Source organism: Roseomonas sp. WA12, assembly GCF_054165765.1.
In genome coordinates this window covers 4,743,460-4,764,413 of sequence record NZ_CM135108.1, presented here as the reverse complement: position 1 = coordinate 4,764,413, position 20,954 = coordinate 4,743,460, and the positions used below count along the sequence as shown (strand labels likewise).

Sequence of the window (20,954 nt, the reverse complement as noted above, 5' to 3'; positions counted from 1 at the left end):
TTTCATGTTCAGAGCGCGGCCTTCAGCTCTGGGCGTCGGGCGAGACGATCATGCAGGTCCCGCGGGCGCGAAGGCGGTCGCAGGCCGTCTGGGCGGCATCGCGGGAAAGGCCGGTGACGCGTGCGCGGTAGAGGGTGCTGCGGCCCTGCGGCACGGGGGTGACGACCGCCTGGCCGTTGCCGGCGCCGCTGCGGGCCTGTCCGGCGGCATCGCGGGCGAGGTTCTCGCTGGCGAAGGCGCCCACCTGGATTGCCCAGCCGCCGGTGGCCGGAGCAGCCTGGGCGGGGGCGGAGGGAACACCGGCGCGCATCACGCCCGGGGGCAGGCCTCCCTGGCGCGTCATCGGCGCCGGGAGCGTGCCGGCCTGGGCCGGGGAGACGAAGGAGAAGCCGCGCCCGGTCGCCCGCTCGAAGGGGATTGCGGCGGGCGCGCTGGACGCCTGGGCGAAGGGACGGGCCTCGGCCGAGGCGACGGCAATGCCGCCACGCGGCGCGGCGACGGGCGGATCGGGGATCGGATCCATCCGCGCGACCACCGTCGGGGCGGGCTCGCGGGCATAGGTGGAGCCGTCGGGAATGGGGTCCATCCGGGCGACGACGACGGGCGCGGTCTCCCGCGGATAGGTCGACCCGTCGGGGATCGGCTCCATCCGGATCACGTTCGGGCCGAGCGAGGCGAGCTGCGTGTTTGCGGCCGGCGTGCTGCTGTAGGTCGAGCCGTCCGGGATGGGCTCCATGCCGTAGACATTCGGCCCCAGCGAGGCGAGCTGGGACTGCGCGGGCGCCACGGCCGGCGACTGGCGGGCCATCTGGACGGGGGCCGCGTTGCGGCGCTGCTCGCGGATCGCCAGCATCGTGGCGGGGTCGGCGCCGCTGCTGCGGCGGGAGGGCGGGTTCAGGCCGATATCGGCCGCGGCATAGACCTCGTCCGGCGCGCGGCGGCGCGGCTCGCCGCTCAGGCGCGGCCCGATGCGGGCGACGTAGTTGCGCGTCTCGTCCGGCATGCGCCCGCCGGCCCAGAGGTAGTTCTCCAGCCGCCGCGGGCCGCCGTTATACGCGGCAAGGAAGCCCGGCGAGCCGTACAGGTCGTACATCTCGCGGATATAAGCCGTGCCGGCCATCATGTTGGACCAGGGATGGTAGGGGTCGTCGCCCAGGCCGTGCTTGGCGTTCAGCTCGGCATAGGTGCCCGGCATCAGCTGCAGCAGGCCCATGGCGCCGACGCGGGAGGTGGCTGCGACGCGCCCGCCGCTCTCCTGGCGCATCACCTCGCGGATCCAACGCTCCGGCACGTCGAAGCGAGAGGAGGCCTCGCGGATATAGGGGCCCCAGGGGTCGGAGGGCGGGCCGGGCGGGTCGTAGCTGGCGATCCGGGAGGAGGAGGCGGAGATACGGGCACTGGTGGCTGGGCCCGTTTCCGGCTGGCTGCTGCAGGCGGCAAGGGCCGCCACCAGCGAGACCGCCGCCAGGGCCCGCGCACCGCGCTTCATCCCCGACGAGACCGAACCGGGCATGCGCGCATCTGGCGCGAGCGCGCCTCCAGCGATCAGGTTCATCCCCTCAACCCCCTGTCCTGTGGCCCATCCGGTTGCCCGGAGGGCGCGGAAGGCAACGGCACCACGTCCCCACGCGGTTCCGCCAGCTCCCGCCGGCCGCGACAACTGTCGCACCGGCAGGGCTAACGGATGCTTGCGGCCGCGGCAAGGAGACTTTGCGGCCGGGTTGCGGCGAGGCAGCGCCCGCGGCAGGGATGGCACGCCGTACGCCGCGCCCGCATCGGGCACCGGCCGGGGGTGGTGCAGGCCGCGGTCACTCCCAATCTGGCGCTTTCCACGACTGATCCAGGGGATTTTCGCATGTCGATCCGTCACCTCACCCCCATTCTCGCCGTGGCGCTTCTCGCCGGTGGCGTGTCGGCCTGCGCGCCCCAGGATACGGGCGCGGTCTACAGCACAGGGGCGCTCGGCCGGACGGCAATGGTCTCCTATGGCACCATTGTCGGCACGCGGCCGGTTACGGTGCGCGGAAATGGCGGAGGGGTCGGCACAGTGGCAGGCGCAGTGGCGGGCGGCGTCGCCGGGTCCTTCATCGGCGGGGATCCGCGCTCGAACGTGCTTGGCGGCCTGGGCGGGGCGTTGCTCGGCGGTCTGGCCGGCAATGCCATCGGCTCCGGTGTCAGCTCCGGCCAGGCGGCGGAGTTCACGGTGCGCGAGGACACGGGCGGAGACTTCCAGGTGGTCCAGACGAATGAGGAGGGGCTGCAGGCCGGCGACCGCGTGGTGATCTCCCGCGGGGATCGCACGCGGCTGAGCCGGGCCGCTGGTGGCCCCCCGCCTTCCGCCTACGCGCCGCAGGCGGTTCAGAAGCCGGGCTTTGCCGAACCCGCCGGCTACGCGCCCTATCCCGGCGCACCCTATGGCGGGCCCGGCGCTACCGTTCGGTAACGCCTGTCCGGTGCCCCGCCGCTGGCCGGCGGGGCACCGGCCGGTGTATAGGGCCGCCCGATGCTCGCAGGACCTCTTCTCGCCCCTGATTCCTACGCCTTCGACGCGGCGATGCCGCGCCGGGCGGAACTGGCCCGAACGGACCTGCGCGAGGGCTTCGCCTCCTGGCGCCTGGCCTGGGCGCTTGCGCGGCTGGATATGCGCAACCGCTACCGCGGCTCGGTGATCGGGCCGTTCTGGATGACTCTCTCCACCTTGCTGATGATGGTGGGGCTGGGCCTGCTCTACTCCCGGCTGCTGGGGTTGAGCCTGGCCGACTACCTGCCGCACCTGACCGTCAGCCTGGTGGTCTGGAACGTCATCTCGGGCATGGTGGCCGATGCTTGCCTGTCGATGACCTCGGCCGAGGGCGTGATCCGCCAGCTCCGCGTGCCCTTCACCGTGCACGCGCTGCGCAGCGTGTTCCGCAACGTGCTGACCGCGGCGCACAGCCTGCCCCTCATCCCCATCGTGTTCCTGGCTTTCGGCCACATCCCGGGGCCAGAGGCGTTCCTGGCCATCGGCGGGCTGCTGATCCTGCTGGCGAACGCCTTCTTCGCATCCCTCCTCCTCGGCATGATCTGCGCGCGCTTCCGCGACATCGGGCCGATCGTCGCCAACATCCTGCAGCTGGCCTTCTTTCTCACCCCCATCCTGTGGAAGCCGGAACTGCTGAAGGAGGCGGCCGTGTGGCTGCCGCTGAATCCCTTCTACGCGGTGCTGGAGACGATCCGCGGGCCGCTGATCGAGGGCGGGGGCGGCGTGCTCGTCTGGGTATCGGCCCTTCTCTACACCGCCGTGGTCGGCATCGTGTCGCTGGCCTTCTTCGCCCGCTTCCGCGGGCGGCTCGCCTTCTGGGTCTGAACATCATGGCGCATATCGAAGCGCAGGGGCTGCGGGTCGAGTTCCCGCTCTATCATCTGGGCGCGCGCAGCCTGAAGAAACGGCTCCTCGCCAAGGCCGCCGCCCGCGTGCGGACCGACGAGTCCAACCGCGTGGTGGTCAGCGCCCTGCGCGATCTGACCTTCCGGATCGAATCCGGGGAGCGCGTTGCGCTGATCGGCCGCAACGGCGCGGGCAAGACCACGCTGCTTCGCTCGCTGGCCGGAATCTACGAGCCGGTGGGCGGGCGGCTGGCGCTGGATGGGTCCATCGGCTCCCTCATCGACCCCGCCGCCGGCATGGATCCGGACAGCACGGGCCGGGAAAATGTCCGCCTCCGCGCGCTGTACCGGAACCTCGACCCCAGCGGCCAGGCGGCCCTGGAGGAGGAGGTGGCCGATTTCGCGGGGCTCGGCGAATTCATGGATGTGCCCATCAAAGGCTATTCCGCCGGCATGGCCATCCGCCTGGCCTTCGCCATCGCCACCGCCATGCAGCCGCAAATCCTGCTGATGGACGAGTGGTTCATGGCCGGCGACGCGTCCTTCATGGAGAAGGCCGAGGCGCGGCTGACCACCCTCGTCTCGGGCGCGGACATCCTGGTGATCGCCACCCACGACATGGAAATCGCTCGGCGCTGGTGCAATCGCGCCATCCGCCTGGACTCCGGGCGGATCGTGGCGGATGGGCCGGTGGCACCGGTGGTCGACGCGATGATGGCCGAATTGGGCTGAGGCGCCCGGGGCGGCGAAGCCCCGGCGGCCCCCACACGCTCCCGGGGCTCAGGCTTTGCCCTGGGCCCGCAGCGCGTCCGTCAGCGCCTCAACGACCCGGCCCAGCTCGTCATCGGTCAGCGCCGGGAAGCTCGGGAGGGAGATGCCACGGGCCGCGATGTCCTCGGCAATCGGGTAGCGCGTGTCCTCGCGGTACATCGGCATGTGATGCGCGGGGAAGAAGACCGGGCGCGTCTCGACGCCAGCGGCCTGCATCTCGGCCATCAGCCGGTCCCGGTCCGTGCCTTCCGGCAACAGAAGGCTGACGAGCCAGTCCGCGCTCTCCACACCCTCGACCGGCACCTGGAAGGTGACGGGCAGCTCCGCCATCGCGTCCTTGTAAAAGCGGGCGAGGCGGCGCTTGGCGGCCAGGATTTGCGGCAGGCGCTCGGTCTGCGCTAGGCCGATGGCCGCGCAGATATTGGTCATGCGGTAGTTGAAGCCGAGCACCTCATGCCAGTAGCGGCGCGTGAGAGACTGGCCCTGGCCCTTCACCTGACGGAGCTGGGCGGCAAAATCGTCGTCATCGGTCACCACCATGCCCCCCTCGCCGGTGGTCACGGTCTTGTTGCCGAAGAAGGAGAAGCTGCCGGCATCGCCGAAGGTGCCGACATGGCGGCCGTGAATGGTGGTGCCGAGTGCCTCGGCCGCGTCCTCCATCACCTTCACGCCACGGCGGCGGGCGATCTCCATGATCGCCGGCATGTCGCAGGCGCCGCCATAGAGATGGACGGGCATGATGGCCTTCGTCCGCGGCGTGATGGCGCGCTCCACATCCTCGGGGTCCAGCAGCCAGTCGCCGGCGCGGCTCTCGACGAAGACGGGCTTCGCGCCGGTCTGGGCGATGGTGTTGACGGAGGCGATGTAGGTGAAGGCGGGGACGATCACCTCGTCGCCCGGGCCGATGCCCATGCAGTGGAGCGGCAGGTGGAGCGCGACGGTGCCGTTGCAAACGGCAGCAGCGTGCTTCGCGCCGGTGAAGCCTGAGATGGCTGCCTCAAACTTGCCGATATAGGCGCCGATCGAGGAGATCCAGGTGCTGTCCACGCAGTTCAGCACATAGGCCCGCTCGTTCCCCGAGAGGTCGGGGCGATAGACGGGGATCAGGGGCTGCGCCGTGCGGGCCGGACGCTCGCCCTGCGCCGGATTCGTCGCACCGCTCATCGTGACCTCGCCTCCCATGGCCGGCTTGTCGCCGGCGAAACATGCGGGGCCTCTTACACCCCTTTCCGGCCCGGCGCGCCAGGGCATTTCGTCAGCCGCGCTGCCCAAGAACCTTGGCCGGGGCGCCCCCGACACGAGCACCCGGCGGAACGTCCCTCACCACGGCGGAGCCGGCGCCCACCACCGCATCCGCCCCGATGGTGATCCCTGGCCGCACCGCCGAGCCCACCCCCACCAGCGCCCGCTCCCCAACCGTGACATTGCCGGCCAAGGCGCAGCCGGGGGCGATATGGGCTGCCGGGCCAAGAATGTTGTCGTGCTCGACCACCGCGTTGGTGTTGACGATGGCCAGCGCGCCGATCCGGGCGTCGGGGCCGAGGCAGGCCCGGGCCATGATGACGGCACCCTCCTCGACCGTGGCGCTGGGCGAGAGCTGGACCGCAGGGTGCAGCACCGCGGGCAGGGCGTAGCCCAGGGCGGCCAGCCGGTCGCCCACGCGCTGCCGCAGGGCATTGCCGCCCAGCGCCACCACGGCGGCCGCCGCGCCCTCCGCCCGCAGGCGCTCCAGCAACTCGTCCCCGCCGAGCACGGGAAGACCGAGCACCTCGGCGGCGGGCGGGTGCGGATCGATCAGGCCGAGCGGCATGGGGAAGCCGGCAGCCCGCAGAGCCTCGATCACCACCTTGGCGTGCCCGCCCGCCCCGATGATGACGACGCGGGGACGATCGGGGGACGAGGGGTCGGGCAACGGGCAGCTCCGGGGACAGGTCCTGGCCCCCATATGAGGGAAGGCCGGGTAAGACGATCTTCGTTCAGGATCGCACGTGCATCCCCGTCCTGTCGCCCCGGCTGGCCGCGCCTGACAGCCGTCCGTCCCGGGTCCGGTCGCCGGGCCATCCCCGCTTGTCCCCCGGGCGCGGCTGGCCTACCGCTGTCCGGGATGGAAAGCCGGCCCCGATGACTCTCTGGCTCGATGTGGAGGACCTCTTCCACTACGCCCTCCGCAACCCGCGCCCGAGCGGGATCCAGCGCCTTTCGTTTGAGCTCTACGCGGAGTTGCGAGGCCTGCTGGGCGAGGGCGTGCAGTTCTGCCGACACGACCCGATCGGGGATAGCTTCCGCACTGTGACCTGGGAGGCGGTGCAGCAGGTCTTCGCGGGGCTGCTGGAGCCGGCTGTGCAGCCGGCATCCGTGCCGCGCGGACGGCTGCGCAACCCCGGCCGGCCCGGCCTCGTCCGCTCGCTCGCCGGGCGGCTGCCGCTGACCATCCGTGACCCGCTGATGCATGCCGCAGCCGCCCAGCGGGCGGCGCTGGTCGCGCAAAGGACGGCGCTGGGCCATGGCGGGCGGGCGCTGCGGGCGGCACCATCCCTGTTCCGCGGCCCGGCGTCCCGGGGCAGCACGGGTGCGGCCACGGTGGGGGAGGACATCCGCCGTCTGGCCGGCCCGGGGGACGTGCTCGGCGTGCTCGGCTCACCCTGGTTCCACACCGATTACCGTGCCTTCGTGGACCGGGCCACCGCGGGCACCTCTATCCGGACCGCGCTGCTGGTCTACGACCTGATCCCGCTGCTGCGCCCGGAATGGTGCGATGCGGGGCTGGTCCGGGTCTTCGGGCGCTGGTTCGACGGGTTCGCCCCACGGGCAGACCACCTCCTCGCGATTTCAGAGGCCACCGCGCGGGATGTGGAGCGCTGGGCGGCGCGGGAGGGGGTGGCGCTGAACGGGCCCGTCCGTACCATCCCCGTCGGCACCGGCTTCTCCGGACCGACGCAGGAAGCCGCCTCCGCGGCCCTGCCGGGCGGGCTGACACCGGGCGGCTACGCGCTGGTCGTCTCGACGATCGAGGCGCGCAAGAACCACCTGCTGGCCTTCCGCGCCTGGCGCCGGATGGTGGAGGAAATGCCGCCCGAGCGCGTTCCGCACCTCGTCTTCGCCGGGCGGATCGGCTGGCTGGTGCAGGACCTGATGCAGCAGATCGAGAACTCGGGAAATCTCGGCGGCAAGCTGGTGGTGGTGCCGGACCCGACGGATTCCGAACTGGCCGCCCTGTACCGGAGCTGCCGCTTTACCCTGTTCCCCTCCCTCTATGAGGGCTGGGGCCTGCCGGTGACCGAGAGCCTGTCCTTTGGGAAGCTCTGCATCGCCTCGGACCGCACCTCGCTGCCTGAGGCGGGGGGGCCGTTCTGCCTCTATATCGATCCCGAGAACATCACCGCAGCCACTGAGGTTATCCGCCGGGCCTGCACGGATGACGCGCTGGTCGCGGAGCGGGAAACGGCAATTCGCGAGGGGTTCCGGCCGATGCCGTGGCGCCGCTCGGCCGAGGTGCTGGCGGAACATCTGGGTGTCGGCGCCCGCGCGGGCGAGGAGTAACGAGGCTTGTGGTCTGACCGGGTCATCCGGCCGGCCAGCCCGGCCGAGCGGTAACTCGTCCCTACTCGCCCGCCGCGACCCGGGCGCGCCAGTCGGCGAGGACGCTCGCCAGGGTTTCTTCCCAAGGGATTTCCGGCGCCCATCCCAGCGCCGTACGGGCGCGGGTGCCGTCGCCCAGCACCTGGGTCACGTCGGTCGGGCGCAGCCGGGCCGCCTCCTGCTCCACCCGCGCTTCGACCCCGGCCAGGCGGAGAAGGCTGTCCAGCAGGTCGCCGATGCGGCGGGGGGTGCCGGAGCAGATGTTCAGGGCGATGCCCGGGGCCAAGGTCTCCGCCCTGGCCAGGGCCGCGACATAGGCTGCGCAGACGTCCCGCACGTCCAGGAAGTCGCGCCACCGGTCCAGCGCGCCGGTGCGCAGGACAGGCGGTTGCCGGCCGGCCTCGATACGGGCGATCTGATGGGCGAAGGCGGCCACGACGAAGCCGTCCGTCTGGCCGGCGCCGGTATGGGTGAAGGGGCGGAGGCGAATGGCGCGCAGGCCCCGCAGCGCGATCTCCCCGACCGCGAGATCGGCCGCCGCCTTGCTGGCGGCATAAGGGTTGGCCGGGGTGGGCGCGGTGTCCTCCGCCACAGGCAGGCCGCTGCGGAAGGCAAGCCCGTAGACCTCGCCGGAGGAGGCGAGGAGGAAGGATGCGGCGGGCGCCACCCGCAACACCGCCTCGGCCAGGGCCACGGTGCCCGTGAGGTTGGTGCGCCAGGCCCCCATCGGGTCGCGGAAGGAAGCACCGACATTGGCGCGGGCGGCCAGATGGACCACCGCATCGGGTCGGGCTGCCGAGACGGCATCCGGGATCGAGGCGGCGTCGTCGAGGTCGAAGGCCAGCGCCTCGTCCGCACCGGCAGACCGATCTTCCCCGGCACTGCGCGTCGCGGCGACGAGGACGGCATCCGGAAAGGCGGCGCGCAGCGCGGGCAGCAGATGGCAGCCGACGAAACCGCCGGCTCCCGTCAGCAGGATGCGCGCCGGCCGCATGTTGGCGGGCCTAGCGGAGCTGGCGCGCGCGGTGACGGGCGAGGTCGGCCTCGACCATCTCCTTGATCATGTCCTCGAGGCTCGTCTCGGCGGCCCAGCCGAGCTTGGCCTTCGCCTTGGCCGGGTCGCCCAGCAGCACGTCCACCTCGGCGGGGCGCATGAAGGCGGGATCCACCTTCACGAATTCCTCGTAGTCCAGCCCGACATGGGCGAAGGCAATGCGGGCCATGTCGCGCACGGTGACGGTGCGGCCGGTGGCCACGACGTAGTCGTCCGGCACCTCCTGCTGCAGCATCAGCCACATGGCCTTCACGTAGTCCCGCGCATGGCCCCAGTCGCGCTTGGCGTCCATGTTGCCCATCAGCAGCTCGGAAGCCAGGCCGAGCTTGATGCGGGCGGCGCCGTCCGTGACCTTGCGGGTCACGAACTCGATGCCGCGCAGCGGGCTCTCATGGTTGAACAGGATGCCGCTGCTGGCGTGGAGGCCGAAGCTCTCGCGGTAGTTCACCGTCATCCAGTGGGCGTAGAGCTTGGCGACCGCATAGGGAGAGCGCGGGTAGAAGGGCGTCGCCTCGCTCTGCACGGGCTCCTGGATCAGGCCGTACATTTCGCTCGACGAGGCCTGGTAGAAGCGGGCCTTGGGCGCGGCGAGGCGCACCGCCTCCAGCATGTTGCCGGCACCCAGCGCGGTGACCTGGCCGGTCAGCAGCGGCTGGTTCCAGGAGGTCTTCACGAAGGACTGGGCGCCGAGGTTGTACACCTCGTCCGGCTGGACCTCCTGCAGGATGCGCAGGAGCGAGGACAGGTCGATGAGGTTGCCGTCCATCATCGTCACCCGGCCGGCGATGCCGAGCCAGCGCAGCCGCTCGTCGATGACGTCGCCCGAGGAGGATCGGCGCAGCAGCCCGAAAACCTCGTAGCCCTTCTCGAGAAGGAGTTGGGACAGGTAGGCCCCGTCCTGTCCGGTCACACCGGTGATGAGCGCGCGCGGCATTGGATCCAGTTTCGCTGGTGTTCAGGCCGGGTGCGTTTAGCGGCCTTGTTGCGCCGTCGCTAGAGCGGGATGACCAAACGGGCCGGACCACCTGCCGATTATGTCGGGCACTGCCCTGTCGAACCCTGCCCTTCCGGTCAGAGCCCGAGGGCGGCCCGGTAGTCGGGAGGGGGAAGCAGAACGGGCGAAGGCCGCCGCAAGGCGGGGGTGCCAGCAATCCGCCGAAGCGCGGCGGCGGCCTCGTCCAGATCCGGCTCGGCCCAGCGGGCCTCCGGCATGTCGTAGGTGCCCTGCGGGTCCCGGGCGGGAACGGGGGTGAAGGGCACCGCGTGACAGCCGGGCCCGGTCATGAAATCCATGTTCCCGGACCAGCCCGTCGCCACCACGGGGCGGCCGAGCGCCATCGCCTCCGCGATCGCCAGCCCGTAGCCCTCGGCCCGATGCAGCGAGAGGAGGAGGTCGGCGCAGGCCGTCAGCGCCCAGAGGTCGGGGCGGGACAGGTCGGCATCCAGGATCCGGACATTCGGCTGCGCCGCCGCGGCGCGTGCCACCTCGGCCCAGGCAGGGCCGGCCTGGGCGGTGCCGTGGGTCTTCAGCACCAGATGGTGGTCCGGGCTGCTGCCAAAGGCGCGGCGATGCGCCTCGATCGCGCCGAGCGGGTTCTTCCGAGCCAGCGAGGAGGTGGCGTCGAACAGGGCCAGGGTTACGAACGCTTCGGCGGGAAGGCCGAAGCTGGCCCGCCCACGCGCGGAAGGGTCCGGCACCGGCGGCGGATGCGGGACGACGAGGGGCAGCGGGCGGCCAGGCCGGGCGAAGACCTCGGCGCAGAAGTGGCTGGGCGCCCAGATCCGGTGGCAGGCGCCATAGCCGCGGTTCCAGTCCCGCGGCAGGGCAGGCAGTTCCCAGGCCCAGTAGGCGATGATGCGCTTCCCCACCACAGCCCGGCGCCCGAGCGCCAGCAGGCCCCAGGGCAGCATGGGGCCGTTGACGTGCAGGATGATCGTCCCTGGCCCGGGCGGAACGGCGATCGGCGGGCCGGGAGGGCCCTGCCGGTGCGGGCCGGTCAGGTCGGCCGCGATCGGGTCCAGCCCGTCCTCGCGCATGGCGGCCAGCATCCGGCGCGCGCCGACGCCGAGCCCAGTCTGGGCATTGTGGTAGCCCGCGACCACCAGGGTGCCACGGCCATCCGGTTCAGGGCGGGCCGGGCGCGGGGCGAGCAGGGCGGCGGCGCCGAACAGCGCTTCCCGCCGCGCCGAACGGGGCAGAAGGGACCAGAGGCGGTGGGCGAGGCTCATCCGGCAGCTGCCGGGCGCAGGTTCCGCAGCCAGGATTCCAGCAGCCCGGCCTGGGCGTCCCAGTCGGCCAGCTGCCGGCCGGCCTCGCGCGCCCCGGCCGAGAGCGCAGCGTGGCGGGAGGGATCGAGGGTCGCCCCCATGACCTCGGCCAGGGCTTCGGCGGTGGCGTTGCGCGCAAGGAGGCCGCTGACGCCATGCACAAGCTGCCCGGGCAGGCCGCCCACCGGGGTGGCAACCACAGGCACGCCGAGCGCGAGCGCGATAGGCAGCACGCCGGACTGGCTTGCCTCCCGGTAGGGCAGAACCACGGTGCGGCTGGCCGCGACGAGGGCGGGCATCTCGGCATCCAGGACCCATCGGGGCTCCACGGTCACGCCAGGCAGGGCGGCAAGGCCGGGGGCGCAGGCTTCCGGGTCCCCCTCCCCCACCACGCGCAGGGTCACGCCGGGATGGCGGGCGCGCAACGCGGCGAAGGCGTCGCGCAGCAGGTCCAGGCCCTTATAGGCGCGCAGGCGGCCGAAGAAGAGGAAGTCGAAGGGCGGCATTTCGCGCTTGGGTGCCGGTGGATGGGCTTCGGGCAGATGGGCACCGAGGGGCAGGCGCAGGATGGGCAGGCCGGGGCGGCGGGCGGCGATGGCCCGCGCCACGGCGTCAGAGAAGGCGACGGCACCGGCGGCGGCGTTCAGCTCCCGCCGGAGGCGCCAGTCCCAGCCCAGGGCGGGGTCACCCGGATGCGGAAGGGCGTCATGGACGGTGCTGACGAAGGGGATCCCTGCCCGCGGCAGGGCACCGGCGACCAGGGGTGTCCAGACATGATTCATGGCGGAGACCACGGCATCAGCACCGAAGGACCTGGCCTGCTCCACCAAGCGGTGGCGCAGGGAGGGGATGCGGGCAACTCCAAGCGCTGCCCCGGCAGCCCCGGCGAAGGTCGACACGGCGTCGAGCGGCACGCCGAGCGCGCGGGCTTCGGGCAGCAGCTCGTTGCGGTCGGCCAGGGAAAGGCCGAGCGACACGCCGGGTCGGCCGGCCAGCCCGCGCGCCAGGCAAAGGGTGAATTGAGCCCCGCCGCCGCGCCGCCCCCAGTACCAGAGCAGGATACGCATCCGGCGGCCCGTAACACTGGTGCGGCCCGCGGGAAAGCGGAGCTTGGCGTTGGCAGAGGGCTGCGGCATAGGCAAGGGATGGCTTGGCGCCCCCTCCTTCTCTGCCTCCTGCTCCTGACCCCGTCCGCCCGGGCGCAGGACGTACCGTCCGCGCGGGCGCAAGACACACCCTCCTGCCCGCCCGCGCCGGTGCAGCCTCTGGTGCTCCCGCGTCTGGCCGAGGCAGCGCGCGCGGGCCGGCCGGCCATCGTGGTAGCCTTCGGCAGCTCTTCCACCCAGGGGGCTTACGCTTCCTCCCCGGACAAGGCCTATCCGGCGCAACTCGAGGCGGCGCTCCGGCGTACCGGGCTGGCCGTGCAGGTTCTGAACCGGGGCCGGGGCGGCGAGGACGCGGCGGAAATGTATGCGCGGCTGGACCGCGACGTGGTGGCGGCGCGACCGGCGGTGGTGATCTGGCAGGTCGGGGTGAACGGCGCGATCCGCGGCCAAAGCCTTAGCCAGTTCCGTGCCCTACTCGCGGAGGGCGTGTCGCGCATCCAGGCAGCCGGGGCGGATGTGGTGCTAATGGACAGTCAGCGCGGCCCCTGGGTTGCCGCCCATGCCGTGCTGCGCGACGCCTTCGACAGTGCCATGTCCGAGGTGGCCCGGGAGCGGTCGGCGCCGCTCTTCTCCCGGCGGCGCATGATGGATGCCTGGGTGGCGTCAGGCACCGCGGAGGTCGCGATGATCGCGCCCGACGGCCTGCACCATAATGACCGGGGCTATGCCTGCGTTGCCCAGGCGTTGGCGGACGGCATCCGGGCGGGCCTTCCGGTTCCGCCGTGACGCGGAACGTCGTACGATCCAGGGCTGAATGATGTCGTTTACAAATCCCGACTGGGCGCTCTCGGCGCCCGGCGCCGATGCCCGGCCCCTTTTTCCCGTCACACGCGATGGCTTGCCGGCCCTGCTCCAGCGGCTGGACCCGGCGGCGGCGGCCTTCCTGCGGGAGAGTGGCTTCACTGCCGAGTCCGGCAAGCTGCTGCTACTGCCGGGTGGGGCAGGCGTCTCCGGCGCGGTCCTGGGGCTCGGCACCTCGGCCGCTTCGCCCTGGCCCTATGGCGCGGCCCCATTCGGCCTGCCGGAGCACACGGCCTGGCGGCTGGAAGGCGGCGACCCGGATGCCGCGATGCTTGGCTGGATGCTTGGCGGCTACCGCTTCACCCGGCACAAGGCGCCGCCCCGCAGCCCGGCACAGCTGGTGGCGCCCGATGGGACGGAGCGGGCGCGGGTGCTGGCGGAGGCGATGCTGCGCGCCCGGGAACTGATCAACCTGCCCGCGGCCGATCTCGGCCCGGCCGAATTGGCGGATGCGGCGCGCGCGCTGGCGGAGCGGTGCGGCGCCGGGTTCGAGGAGATTGCGGGCGAGGCGCTGGAGCGGGGTTTCCCGGCCGTGGCCGCGGTGGGCGCCGGCAGCCATCGCGCGCCCCGAGTCGCCGTACTGCGCTGGGAGGGAGCGGCGGACGGGCCGCTGATCGCGCTGCTCGGCAAGGGCGTGTGCTTCGACACCGGCGGGCTCGACCTGAAGGGCGCTGACGGCATGAAGCGCATGAAGAAGGACATGGGCGGGGCCGCGATCATGCTCGGCCTAGCGGAGGCGCTGATGCGGCTCGGCGCACCCATCCGCCTGTTCGTCGCGATCGGGGCGGTGGAGAACGCGGTCTCCTCCACCGCGATGCGGCCGCTCGACGTGCTGCGTACCCGCGCGGGGCTGACGGTGGAAGTGGGCAACACGGATGCGGAAGGGCGGCTGGTGCTCGCCGACCTTCTCACCTTCGCCGCGGAGCAGAAGCCCGACTTGATGCTGAATGCTGCAACGCTGACCGGCGCGGCACGCGTGGCACTCGGGCCGGATCTGCCTGCGCTGTTCACGAATGACGAAGAACTAGCTGCTGCTCTTTCCGTGCAAGGAAATGCGTGCCACGACCCGGTTTGGCGGCTGCCGTTGCACGAGGGTTACGCTTCGTGGCTCGACAGTTCGGCAGCCGACATCAACAACGTCGGCAGCCGGCCGATGGCGGGAGCTATCGTTGCTGCGCTCTTTCTCAGTCGCTTCGTTCCCCAGGGCATACGTTGGGCACATCTCGACGTTTATGCATGGAACGACGCGACGAGGCCGGGCCGCCCCGAGGGTGGCGAGGCCATGGGCCTCAGGGCGCTCCATGCCGGTCTGATGGCACTCCTGCCCGCATGGGACGGTTGTTGAGCGGACGTCCCGCGACACCGGCCCGGGCCGCCCTCTCACGGGGTCGGCCCAGCGGTTGATTCTGTTACGGCGTGTCCGGCGATCCGGGACGCCCATGAGAAGGATAGTTTCCGAATGCCCGTGCAAGGCACACCGGACCAGTTCGTCGGCATCCTCAGGGACACGGTGGTGGCGCTGGTGCGCCGTGATGGTCCCGACCTCTCCGCCCGGCAGCTTGGCGTGTTCCTGACGGTCTATCTCGGCGAGGGCCCGCATACCGTGCGCGGCCTGGCCGCCTCGCTGAACGTCTCCAAGCCCGCCATCACGCGCGCGCTGGACCGGCTCGGCGAGCTGGATTTCGCGCGCCGCAAGACCGATCCGCAGGACCGCCGCTCCGTGCTCGTGCAGCGTACCGTGAAGGGCGCCGCGCTCCTCCGCGAGATGCGCAGCATCATGGCCGAGGCTGCTGCTGGCGCCCTGGACGATAGCGACGACGGCAAGGTGACCGCGCAGCCGGCCAATACGCCGGTGGCGACCAAGCGCGCGAGCTGAGACGCGCGATACGGAACGCCGGAGGGCCTAACCCTCCGGCAGTTCGCGCACGAAGGCGCGCCAGTCCTGCCGCTTGGCAGCGGCGCGCTCCGTCCCATCCGGCATCTTTGCGTAGAGGCTGAGCACGCCGCGCGCCCAGAGCGCGTCGAAGGCGGCCTCGCTGGAGAGGGCGAAGGCGGCGCTGCGGTCGAACACGCCGTCGCGGATCTTCGGCAGCACCTTCAGGATCCACCATGCTGCGCCACCGGCAAGAACCGCGAAGCCGACCCATGTGTGGATGTACATGGTCGCGAGCAGGCTGGTCGTGAGCAGGATGGCAGGGACGGTGACGTTCTCCCAGGCTTGGTAAACGGGCGAGCCGGGCGCGTTCATCTGCCGAATGTTGATGCCGAGCTTCACCTGCTCCCGGCTCAGCATGTCACGCAGGCGCTCAAGTTCGGTCACGCAGGCTCTCCCGGTTCGGCCCGCAACTCGAAGGCGGCCTCCATCAGGGCGCGGGTGTAGGCCGCACGGGGCGCCGCGACCACCTGCTCCGTCTCGCCTTCCTCCACCAGCCTGCCGTCCTTCATCACGACGATGCGGTGGGCGAGCGCGCGCACCACGCGCAGGTCGTGCGAGATGAAAATGTAGGACAGGCCGCGCCTGGCTTGCAGGTCCCGCAGCAGCTCCACCACCTGGGCCTGGACGGAGACGTCGAGCGCGCTGGTAGGTTCATCCAGCACGACGAGCTCGGGGCCGAGTACCAGGGCGCGGGCGATGGCGATGCGCTGGCGCTGGCCGCCGGAGAATTCATGCGGGTAGCGCACGGCGGTGGCGGGATCGAGCCCGACCTCGCGCAGCGCATCGGCAACACGCGCTTCTCGCGCGGTGCGGGACAGTTCGGGTTCGTGCACGGCCAGCCCCTCGCCCACGATCTCGCCGACGCTCATGCGCGGGGAGAGGCTGCCATAGGGGTCCTGGAAGACCACCTGCATACGGCGGCGGAGCGGGCGCAGGCCGGCGCGGGACAGGCCCTGGATGGGTTGTCCATCCAGCAGCACCGTGCCATCCGAGCGTTCGAGTTGCAGCAAGGCCAGGCCGAGGGTGGTCTTGCCGCTGCCGCTCTCGCCGACCACGCCGAGGGTCTCGCCGCGCCGCAGGGCAATGTTCACCCCGTCTACGGCACGCACATGGCTGACCACGCGGCGGAACAACCCGCGGCGGATGGGGAAATGCACCTTCATGTCCTGCGCGCGCAGGATCTCGGGCGCATCCGGTGGAAGCGGAGCAGCGCGGCCGCGAGGCTGGGTGTCCAGCAGCATGCGCGTGTAGGCGTGGCGCGGGGTGGCGAAAACCTCGCTCACCGGTCCCTGCTCGACCGCGGCGCCGTCCTTCATCACCACCACGCGGTCGGCATAGCGGCGGACGATGGCGAGGTCGTGGGTGATGAGGAGCATGGCCATGCCCAGCTCGCGCTTGAGGCGGGCCAGCAGTTCCAGCACCTGCGCCTGGATGGTGACATCGAGCGCGGTGGTGGGCTCGTCCGCGATCAGCAGGCGCGGGTCGTTGGCGAGGGCGATGGCAATCATCACGCGCTGGCGTTGGCCGCCAGAGAGCTGGTGGGGATATGCGTCCAGCCTTTCCGCCGCGGCGCTCAGCCCCGCCCGCTGCAGCAGCTCGATCGCGCGGGCGCGGAGGACGGCGCCGCGCATCGGGCGATGCAGCGTGACGGCTTCCGAGACCTGCCGGCCGATCGTGTGCAGCGGGTTCAGCGAGGTCATGGGTTCCTGGAACACCATGCCTGCCGTGCCGCCGCGCAGGCGCTGCAGCGCGTCCGGCGCGGCGTTCAGCACATCGACGCCGTCGAGCGTGATGCGCCCGGCCGGGTTGCTCCCGCCGGGGCCGAGGAGGCGGAGGCAGGACAGAGCCGTGACGCTCTTGCCGCTGCCGCTCTCGCCGACCAGGGCGAGGGTCTCGCCGGGGTTCAGCGCGAAGGAGACGCCCTGCACCACGGGCTGGCCGCGAAAGGCGACGGTGAGGTCCTGCACATCGAGAAGCGGCCCAGGGAGCGGCGTTGTCATCGGCCGCCTCCGGGCTGCTTGCGCGGGTCGAAGGCGTCGCGCACCGCCTCGCCGATGAAGGCAAGCAGGGTCAGCATGCCGCCGAGCACGACGAAGGCGGTGATGCCGAGCCAGGGGGCCTGAAGGTTGTTCTTCGCCTGGGAGACGAGCTCGCCGAGCGAGGGCGAGCCGGGCGGCAGGCCGAAGCCGAGGAAATCCAGGCTGGCGAGCACGGTGACCGATCCGGCCAGGATGAAGGGCAGCATGGTCAGGGTGGCCACCATGGCGTTGGGCAGGATGTGGCGGGCCATCAGCCGGGCATCCGATACGCCAAGGGCGCGGGCGGCGCGGACGTAGTCGAGGTTGCGGCCGCGGAGGAACTCCGCGCGCACCACGCCGGTGAGCGACATCCAGGAGAAGAGGAGGAGGAAGCCGAGAAGGGAGAGGAAGCTCGGCTCGATGACGCTGGCCAGGATGATGAGCAGCAGGAGCTGCGGCATGCCCGACCAGATCTCGATCACCCGCTGGAAGATCAGATCCACCCAGCCGCCGTAATAGCCCTGCACCGCCCCCGCCGCGACGCCGATGACGGAGGAGATGATGGTGAGGGTGAAGCCGAACAGCACGGAGATGCGGAAGCCGTGGATCACGCGCGCCAGCACGTCCCGCGCCTGGTCATCCGTGCCCAGCAGGTTCTTGGCGGAGGGCGGAGACGGCGCGGGGCGGCCGAGGTCCCGCACCACGCTGCGATGGCTATATCGAATGGGCGGCCAGATGGCCCAGCCACGGCGCTCCACCCCCTCGACCAGAGCGGGATCGTGCCAGTCCGCGGCGGTGGGGAAGCCGTCGCTCAGGATGTCGCTCTCGGCATATTCGACGGCAACGGGGAAGAACCACTGGCCCTCCACCCGCGCCAGGATGGGCCGGTCGTTCGCGATCACCTCGGCGAAGAGGGTGACGAGTAAAAGGGCCGCGAAGATCCAGAGCGACCACCATCCCCGCCGGTTGGCGCGGAAGTTGGCGAAGCGGCGGCGGGTGAGCGGCGAGAGGGTCACAATCAAGGGCTCAGCGGCGGGCGCTGAAGTCGATGCGGGGGTCCACCAGCGTGTAGCTAATATCGCCGATGATCTGCATGACGAGGCCGAGCAGGGTGAAGATGTAGAGCGTGGCGAACATCACGGGATAGTCGCGCCGGATGGCGGATTCGAAGCCGAGCAGGCCGAGGCCGTCCAGCGAGAACACGATCTCCACGAGCAGCGCGCCGGTGAAAAGGATGCCGATGAAGGCGGCGGGGAAGCCCGCGATGATCAGCAGCATCGCGTTGCGGAAGATGTGCCCGTAGAGCACCCGCCCCTCCCCTGCCCCCTTGGCACGGGCGGTGAGGACGTACTGCTTGTTGATCTCGTCCAGGAAGGCGTTCTTCGTCAGCATCGTCAGCCCCGCGAAGCCGCCGACGACGAGGGCGATGGTGGGCAGCACCATGTGCCAGGCGTAGTCGGCCGCGCGCTGCCAGAAGGGCCAGGTCTCGCTGCCCGAGGTGGTGAGGCCGCGGAGCGGGAACCACTGCACGAAGGAGCCGCCGGCAAACAGCACGACGAGCAGGATGGCGAAGAGGAATCCGGGGATGGCGTAGCCCAGCAGCACCACGCCCGAGGTCCAGGCATCGAACCGCGTGCCGTCCCGAACCGCCTTGCGGATGCCCAAGGGGATGGAGACGAGATAGATGATCAGGGTGGACCAGAGGCCGAGCGAGATGGAGACGGGCATCTTCTCGAGGATGAGATCGATCACCGGGCGATCCCGGAACAGCGAACGCCCGAAATCGAAGCGGAGATAGCTGGTGATCATCTCCCAGAACCGCGTCGTCGCCGGCTTGTCGAAGCCGAAGGTGCGCTCGATCTCGGCCACCACGGCCGGGTCCAGGCCCCGCGCGCCGCGATAGGTGGAGCGCGGGCCTTCGCCGCTCGTCTGGTCCTGCGGGCGGGGGGCACGGGTCTCGCCGCCGCCCTCGCCGGTCAGGCGGCCCAGGGTGGTGTCACCCTGGCCGCGCAGCTCGGCGATCATCTGCTCCACCGGGCCGCCGGGCGCGAACTGCGTGACGGCGAAATTAATGAGGATGATGCCGAACAGCGTCGGCACCAGCAGCAGCACGCGGCGAAGGAGGTAAGATCCCAAGGCCTAGCCCGCGCGCCGGGCTTCGATGAGGGCGCGTTCCTTCGCGGCATCCACCCACCAACTGTCGAGGCCGAGGGCGCGCTTGGGGTTGCGCTCAGGCCGGCCGAACTTGTCCCACCAGGCCAGGCGGAAGGTGCGGCTGTGCCATTGCGGGATGCTGTGGTGACCCCAGAGAAGCACGCGATCCAGCGCGCGGCAGGCGGCGGTCAGCGCCTCAATGTCCCCGGCGTTGACGATCAACTCCACGATCTCGTCCACGACCGGGTCCTTGATCCCAATCGTGTTCCGGCTGCCATTCTCGTCGGCCTTGGCCGAGGTCCAGTAGTCGCGCTGCTCGTTGCCGGGGGAGGAGGACTGGCCGAAGACATCGACGGTCATGTCGTAGTCGAAGGCGTCCATCCGCACCTGGTACTGCGGCGGGTCCACGGTGCGGACGCGGGCCTCGATGCCCAGCCGCTGCAGCGCCTGGATATAGGGCAGGGCCACGCGCTCAAAGCTGGGGCCGTTCAGCAGGATCTCGAACTCGAAGCGCTGGCCCCCGGCATTGGTGAGGCGGCGGTCGCGCACGGTCCAGCCGGCCTCTCGCAGCAATTCCAGCGCGCGGCGGGCGCCGTCCCGGTTGTTGCCGGAGCCGTCGGTGGTGGGGACCTTGAACTCGCGGGTCAGAACCTCGGGCGGCAGGCGGTCGCGGAACCGCTCCAGGATCTCCTTCTCCCGGCCCTCCGGCAGGCCGCGGGACGCAAAATCGGAGTTGGAGAAATAGGAGCTGGTGCGGGTGTAGGAGCCGTAGAAGAGGTTGGCGTTCATCCACTCGAAGTCGAAAACGAGGCCGAGCGCCTCGCGCACGCGACGGTCGCCGAACAGGGGACGGCGCTCGTTCATGATGAAGCCCTGAAGGCCCGTCGGCAGCTCGTGGCGGATCTCGTCGCGCTTCACCAGGCCGCGGCGCACCGCCGGGAAGTCGTAGGCGGTGGCCCAGTCGCGCGCCACGTTCTCGGTGCGGAAGTCGATGCTGCCGGCCTTGAAAGCCTCCAGCGAGACGGTGGCGTCGCGGTAGTACTCGTAGCGCATCAGGTCGAAGTTGTTGGTGCCCTTCATCGTCGGCAGGTCGCGGGCCCAGTAGTCCTCGACGCGGCGGTAATGGACGGAGCGGCCGGCCTCGAAGCGCTCAATGCGGTAGGGACCGGAGCCGAGCGGCGGCTCTAGCAGCGGGCGGGCGAAGTCGCGGCCCTCCCACCAGTGGCGCGGCATGACGGCGAGCTGGCCGAGGATGAGGGACAGCTCGCGGTTCTGGTCGGTGGAGAAGCGGAAGGTAACGCGGCGCGGCCCCTCGGCCACCACCTCGGAAACATCGGCCCAGTAGGCGCGGTAGAAAGGGCGGCCGTGCTGGCGGAGCGTGTTGAAGGTCCAGACCACGTCGTCGGCGGTGATGGGGCGGCCATCGTGCCAGCGGGCGGTCTCGCGCAATTCGAAGGTCACGCCCCGGCCATCGGCGGGCAGCTCCACGGCGCCGGCGAGGTGGCCGTACTCGGCGCTGGCCTCGTCCGAACTCTCCTTCAGCAGCGTGTCGTACAGCATGGTGCTGCCGACGGCGGCGGTGCCGCGCAGGATGAAGGCGTTGAAGCTGTCGAAGCTGCCGAGGGCGTAGAGGGTGATCTCGCCGCCCTTCGGGGCCTCCGGATTCACCCAGGGAAAGTGGGTGAAGTCTGCCGGAAGGGCAGGCTCGCCCAGCAGCGACAGGGCGTGCACCCGGCGCGGCGCTTGCGCGGCCCCCTGGGCGCGGGCGGCCGGCAGGCGCAGCCCGGCGGCAAGGCCCGTGGTGAAACCGGTGGCGAGTAGGGTGCGGCGGAGCATGGGGT

Annotated in this window: 19 protein-coding genes; 7 read left to right on the top strand and 12 right to left on the bottom strand. The window is 71.1% G+C overall.

The window, feature by feature from the left end:
* Positions 1–22 precede the first annotated feature (22 nt).
* Positions 23–1,555 (bottom strand): transglycosylase SLT domain-containing protein, encoded by a 1,533-nt coding sequence (locus ACVBD7_RS22375; RefSeq protein WP_458095443.1) that lies wholly within the window; start codon positions 1,553–1,555, stop codon positions 23–25.
* Positions 1,556–1,855: 300 nt separating this feature from the next.
* Here ACVBD7_RS22375 and ACVBD7_RS22370 point away from each other — a divergent pair, with 300 nt between their 5' ends.
* The 3 genes from ACVBD7_RS22370 to ACVBD7_RS22360 are packed head-to-tail and all read left to right on the top strand — an operon-like array spanning position 1,856 to position 4,098.
* Positions 1,856–2,443 (top strand): glycine zipper 2TM domain-containing protein, encoded by a 588-nt coding sequence (locus ACVBD7_RS22370; protein ID WP_458095442.1) that lies wholly within the window; start codon positions 1,856–1,858, stop codon positions 2,441–2,443.
* A gap of 60 nt (positions 2,444–2,503) precedes the next feature.
* Positions 2,504–3,346 (top strand): ABC transporter permease, encoded by an 843-nt coding sequence (locus tag ACVBD7_RS22365; RefSeq protein WP_458095441.1) that lies wholly within the window; start codon positions 2,504–2,506, stop codon positions 3,344–3,346.
* A gap of 5 nt (positions 3,347–3,351) precedes the next feature.
* On the top strand, positions 3,352–4,098 hold the full coding sequence (locus tag ACVBD7_RS22360; RefSeq protein WP_458095440.1) for an ABC transporter ATP-binding protein: 747 nt from the start codon (positions 3,352–3,354) through the stop codon (positions 4,096–4,098).
* Between the two features lie 48 nt (positions 4,099–4,146).
* On the opposite strand, the gene ACVBD7_RS22355 is transcribed toward ACVBD7_RS22360, so the two are convergent.
* Together ACVBD7_RS22355 and ACVBD7_RS22350 are read right to left on the bottom strand one after the other, a co-directional pair.
* Positions 4,147–5,301, bottom strand: coding sequence for a DegT/DnrJ/EryC1/StrS family aminotransferase (locus ACVBD7_RS22355; protein WP_458095439.1), 1,155 nt, complete (start codon positions 5,299–5,301; stop codon positions 4,147–4,149).
* A gap of 91 nt (positions 5,302–5,392) precedes the next feature.
* Positions 5,393–6,049 carry an acetyltransferase gene (locus ACVBD7_RS22350; RefSeq protein WP_458095438.1) on the bottom strand — a complete coding sequence of 219 codons (657 nt, stop codon included), beginning with the start codon at positions 6,047–6,049 and terminating at the stop codon, positions 5,393–5,395.
* 209 nt (positions 6,050–6,258) lie between these two features.
* Here ACVBD7_RS22350 and ACVBD7_RS22345 point away from each other — a divergent pair, with 209 nt between their 5' ends.
* Positions 6,259–7,677: a glycosyltransferase family 4 protein gene (locus ACVBD7_RS22345; RefSeq protein ID WP_458095437.1), complete on the top strand. Its 1,419-nt coding sequence runs from the start codon at positions 6,259–6,261 to the stop codon at positions 7,675–7,677.
* 61 nt (positions 7,678–7,738) lie between these two features.
* Here ACVBD7_RS22345 and ACVBD7_RS22340 read toward each other — a convergent pair whose 3' ends face one another.
* The 4 genes from ACVBD7_RS22340 to ACVBD7_RS22325 all read right to left on the bottom strand — a co-directional run bounded on the left by ACVBD7_RS22340 (position 7,739) and on the right by ACVBD7_RS22325 (position 12,174).
* On the bottom strand, positions 7,739–8,710 hold the full coding sequence (locus ACVBD7_RS22340; RefSeq protein ID WP_458095436.1) for a GDP-mannose 4,6-dehydratase: 972 nt from the start codon (positions 8,708–8,710) through the stop codon (positions 7,739–7,741).
* A 10-nt stretch (positions 8,711–8,720) separates the two neighbouring features.
* Complete coding sequence (gmd, locus tag ACVBD7_RS22335; protein WP_458095435.1) at positions 8,721–9,704, bottom strand: GDP-mannose 4,6-dehydratase; 984 nt, start codon at positions 9,702–9,704, stop codon at positions 8,721–8,723.
* 137 nt (positions 9,705–9,841) lie between these two features.
* Entirely contained in the window at positions 9,842–10,999 is a 1,158-nt protein-coding gene (locus ACVBD7_RS22330) for a glycosyltransferase (RefSeq protein ID WP_458095434.1), read from the bottom strand.
* Positions 10,996–12,174, bottom strand: coding sequence for a glycosyltransferase family 4 protein (locus tag ACVBD7_RS22325; RefSeq protein WP_458095433.1), 1,179 nt, complete (start codon positions 12,172–12,174; stop codon positions 10,996–10,998). Before ACVBD7_RS22325 ends, ACVBD7_RS22330 begins: the two co-directional genes overlap by 4 nt.
* A 132-nt stretch (positions 12,175–12,306) precedes the next feature.
* Between ACVBD7_RS22325 and ACVBD7_RS22320 the strand changes: the two genes are divergently transcribed.
* The 3 genes from ACVBD7_RS22320 (at position 12,307) to ACVBD7_RS22310 (ending at position 14,881) form a co-directional block, all read left to right on the top strand.
* Positions 12,307–12,930: an SGNH/GDSL hydrolase family protein gene (locus ACVBD7_RS22320; RefSeq protein WP_458095432.1), complete on the top strand. Its 624-nt coding sequence runs from the start codon at positions 12,307–12,309 to the stop codon at positions 12,928–12,930.
* 28 nt (positions 12,931–12,958) lie between these two features.
* Positions 12,959–14,350, top strand: coding sequence for a leucyl aminopeptidase family protein (locus ACVBD7_RS22315; RefSeq protein ID WP_458095431.1), 1,392 nt, complete (start codon positions 12,959–12,961; stop codon positions 14,348–14,350).
* A 114-nt stretch (positions 14,351–14,464) separates the two neighbouring features.
* Entirely contained in the window at positions 14,465–14,881 is a 417-nt protein-coding gene (locus tag ACVBD7_RS22310) for a MarR family transcriptional regulator (protein ID WP_458095430.1), read from the top strand.
* Positions 14,882–14,908: 27 nt separating this feature from the next.
* On the opposite strand, the gene ACVBD7_RS22305 is transcribed toward ACVBD7_RS22310, so the two are convergent.
* The 5 genes from ACVBD7_RS22305 to ACVBD7_RS22285 are packed head-to-tail and all read right to left on the bottom strand — an operon-like array spanning position 14,909 to position 20,949.
* Positions 14,909–15,325 (bottom strand): hypothetical protein, encoded by a 417-nt coding sequence (locus ACVBD7_RS22305; protein WP_458095429.1) that lies wholly within the window; start codon positions 15,323–15,325, stop codon positions 14,909–14,911.
* Positions 15,322–16,941 carry an ABC transporter ATP-binding protein gene (locus ACVBD7_RS22300; RefSeq protein WP_458095428.1) on the bottom strand — a complete coding sequence of 540 codons (1,620 nt, stop codon included), beginning with the start codon at positions 16,939–16,941 and terminating at the stop codon, positions 15,322–15,324. The genes ACVBD7_RS22305 and ACVBD7_RS22300 overlap by 4 nt, the downstream gene beginning before the upstream one ends.
* Entirely contained in the window at positions 16,938–17,975 is a 1,038-nt protein-coding gene (locus ACVBD7_RS22295; RefSeq protein ID WP_458095427.1) for an ABC transporter permease, read from the bottom strand. Before ACVBD7_RS22295 ends, ACVBD7_RS22300 begins: the two co-directional genes overlap by 4 nt.
* A gap of 10 nt (positions 17,976–17,985) precedes the next feature.
* Positions 17,986–19,095, bottom strand: a complete 1,110-nt coding sequence (locus ACVBD7_RS22290; protein ID WP_458095426.1) for a microcin C ABC transporter permease YejB — start codon at positions 19,093–19,095, stop codon at positions 17,986–17,988.
* Between the two features lie 3 nt (positions 19,096–19,098).
* On the bottom strand, positions 19,099–20,949 hold the full coding sequence (locus ACVBD7_RS22285; RefSeq protein ID WP_458095425.1) for an extracellular solute-binding protein: 1,851 nt from the start codon (positions 20,947–20,949) through the stop codon (positions 19,099–19,101).
* Positions 20,950–20,954 lie beyond the last annotated feature (5 nt).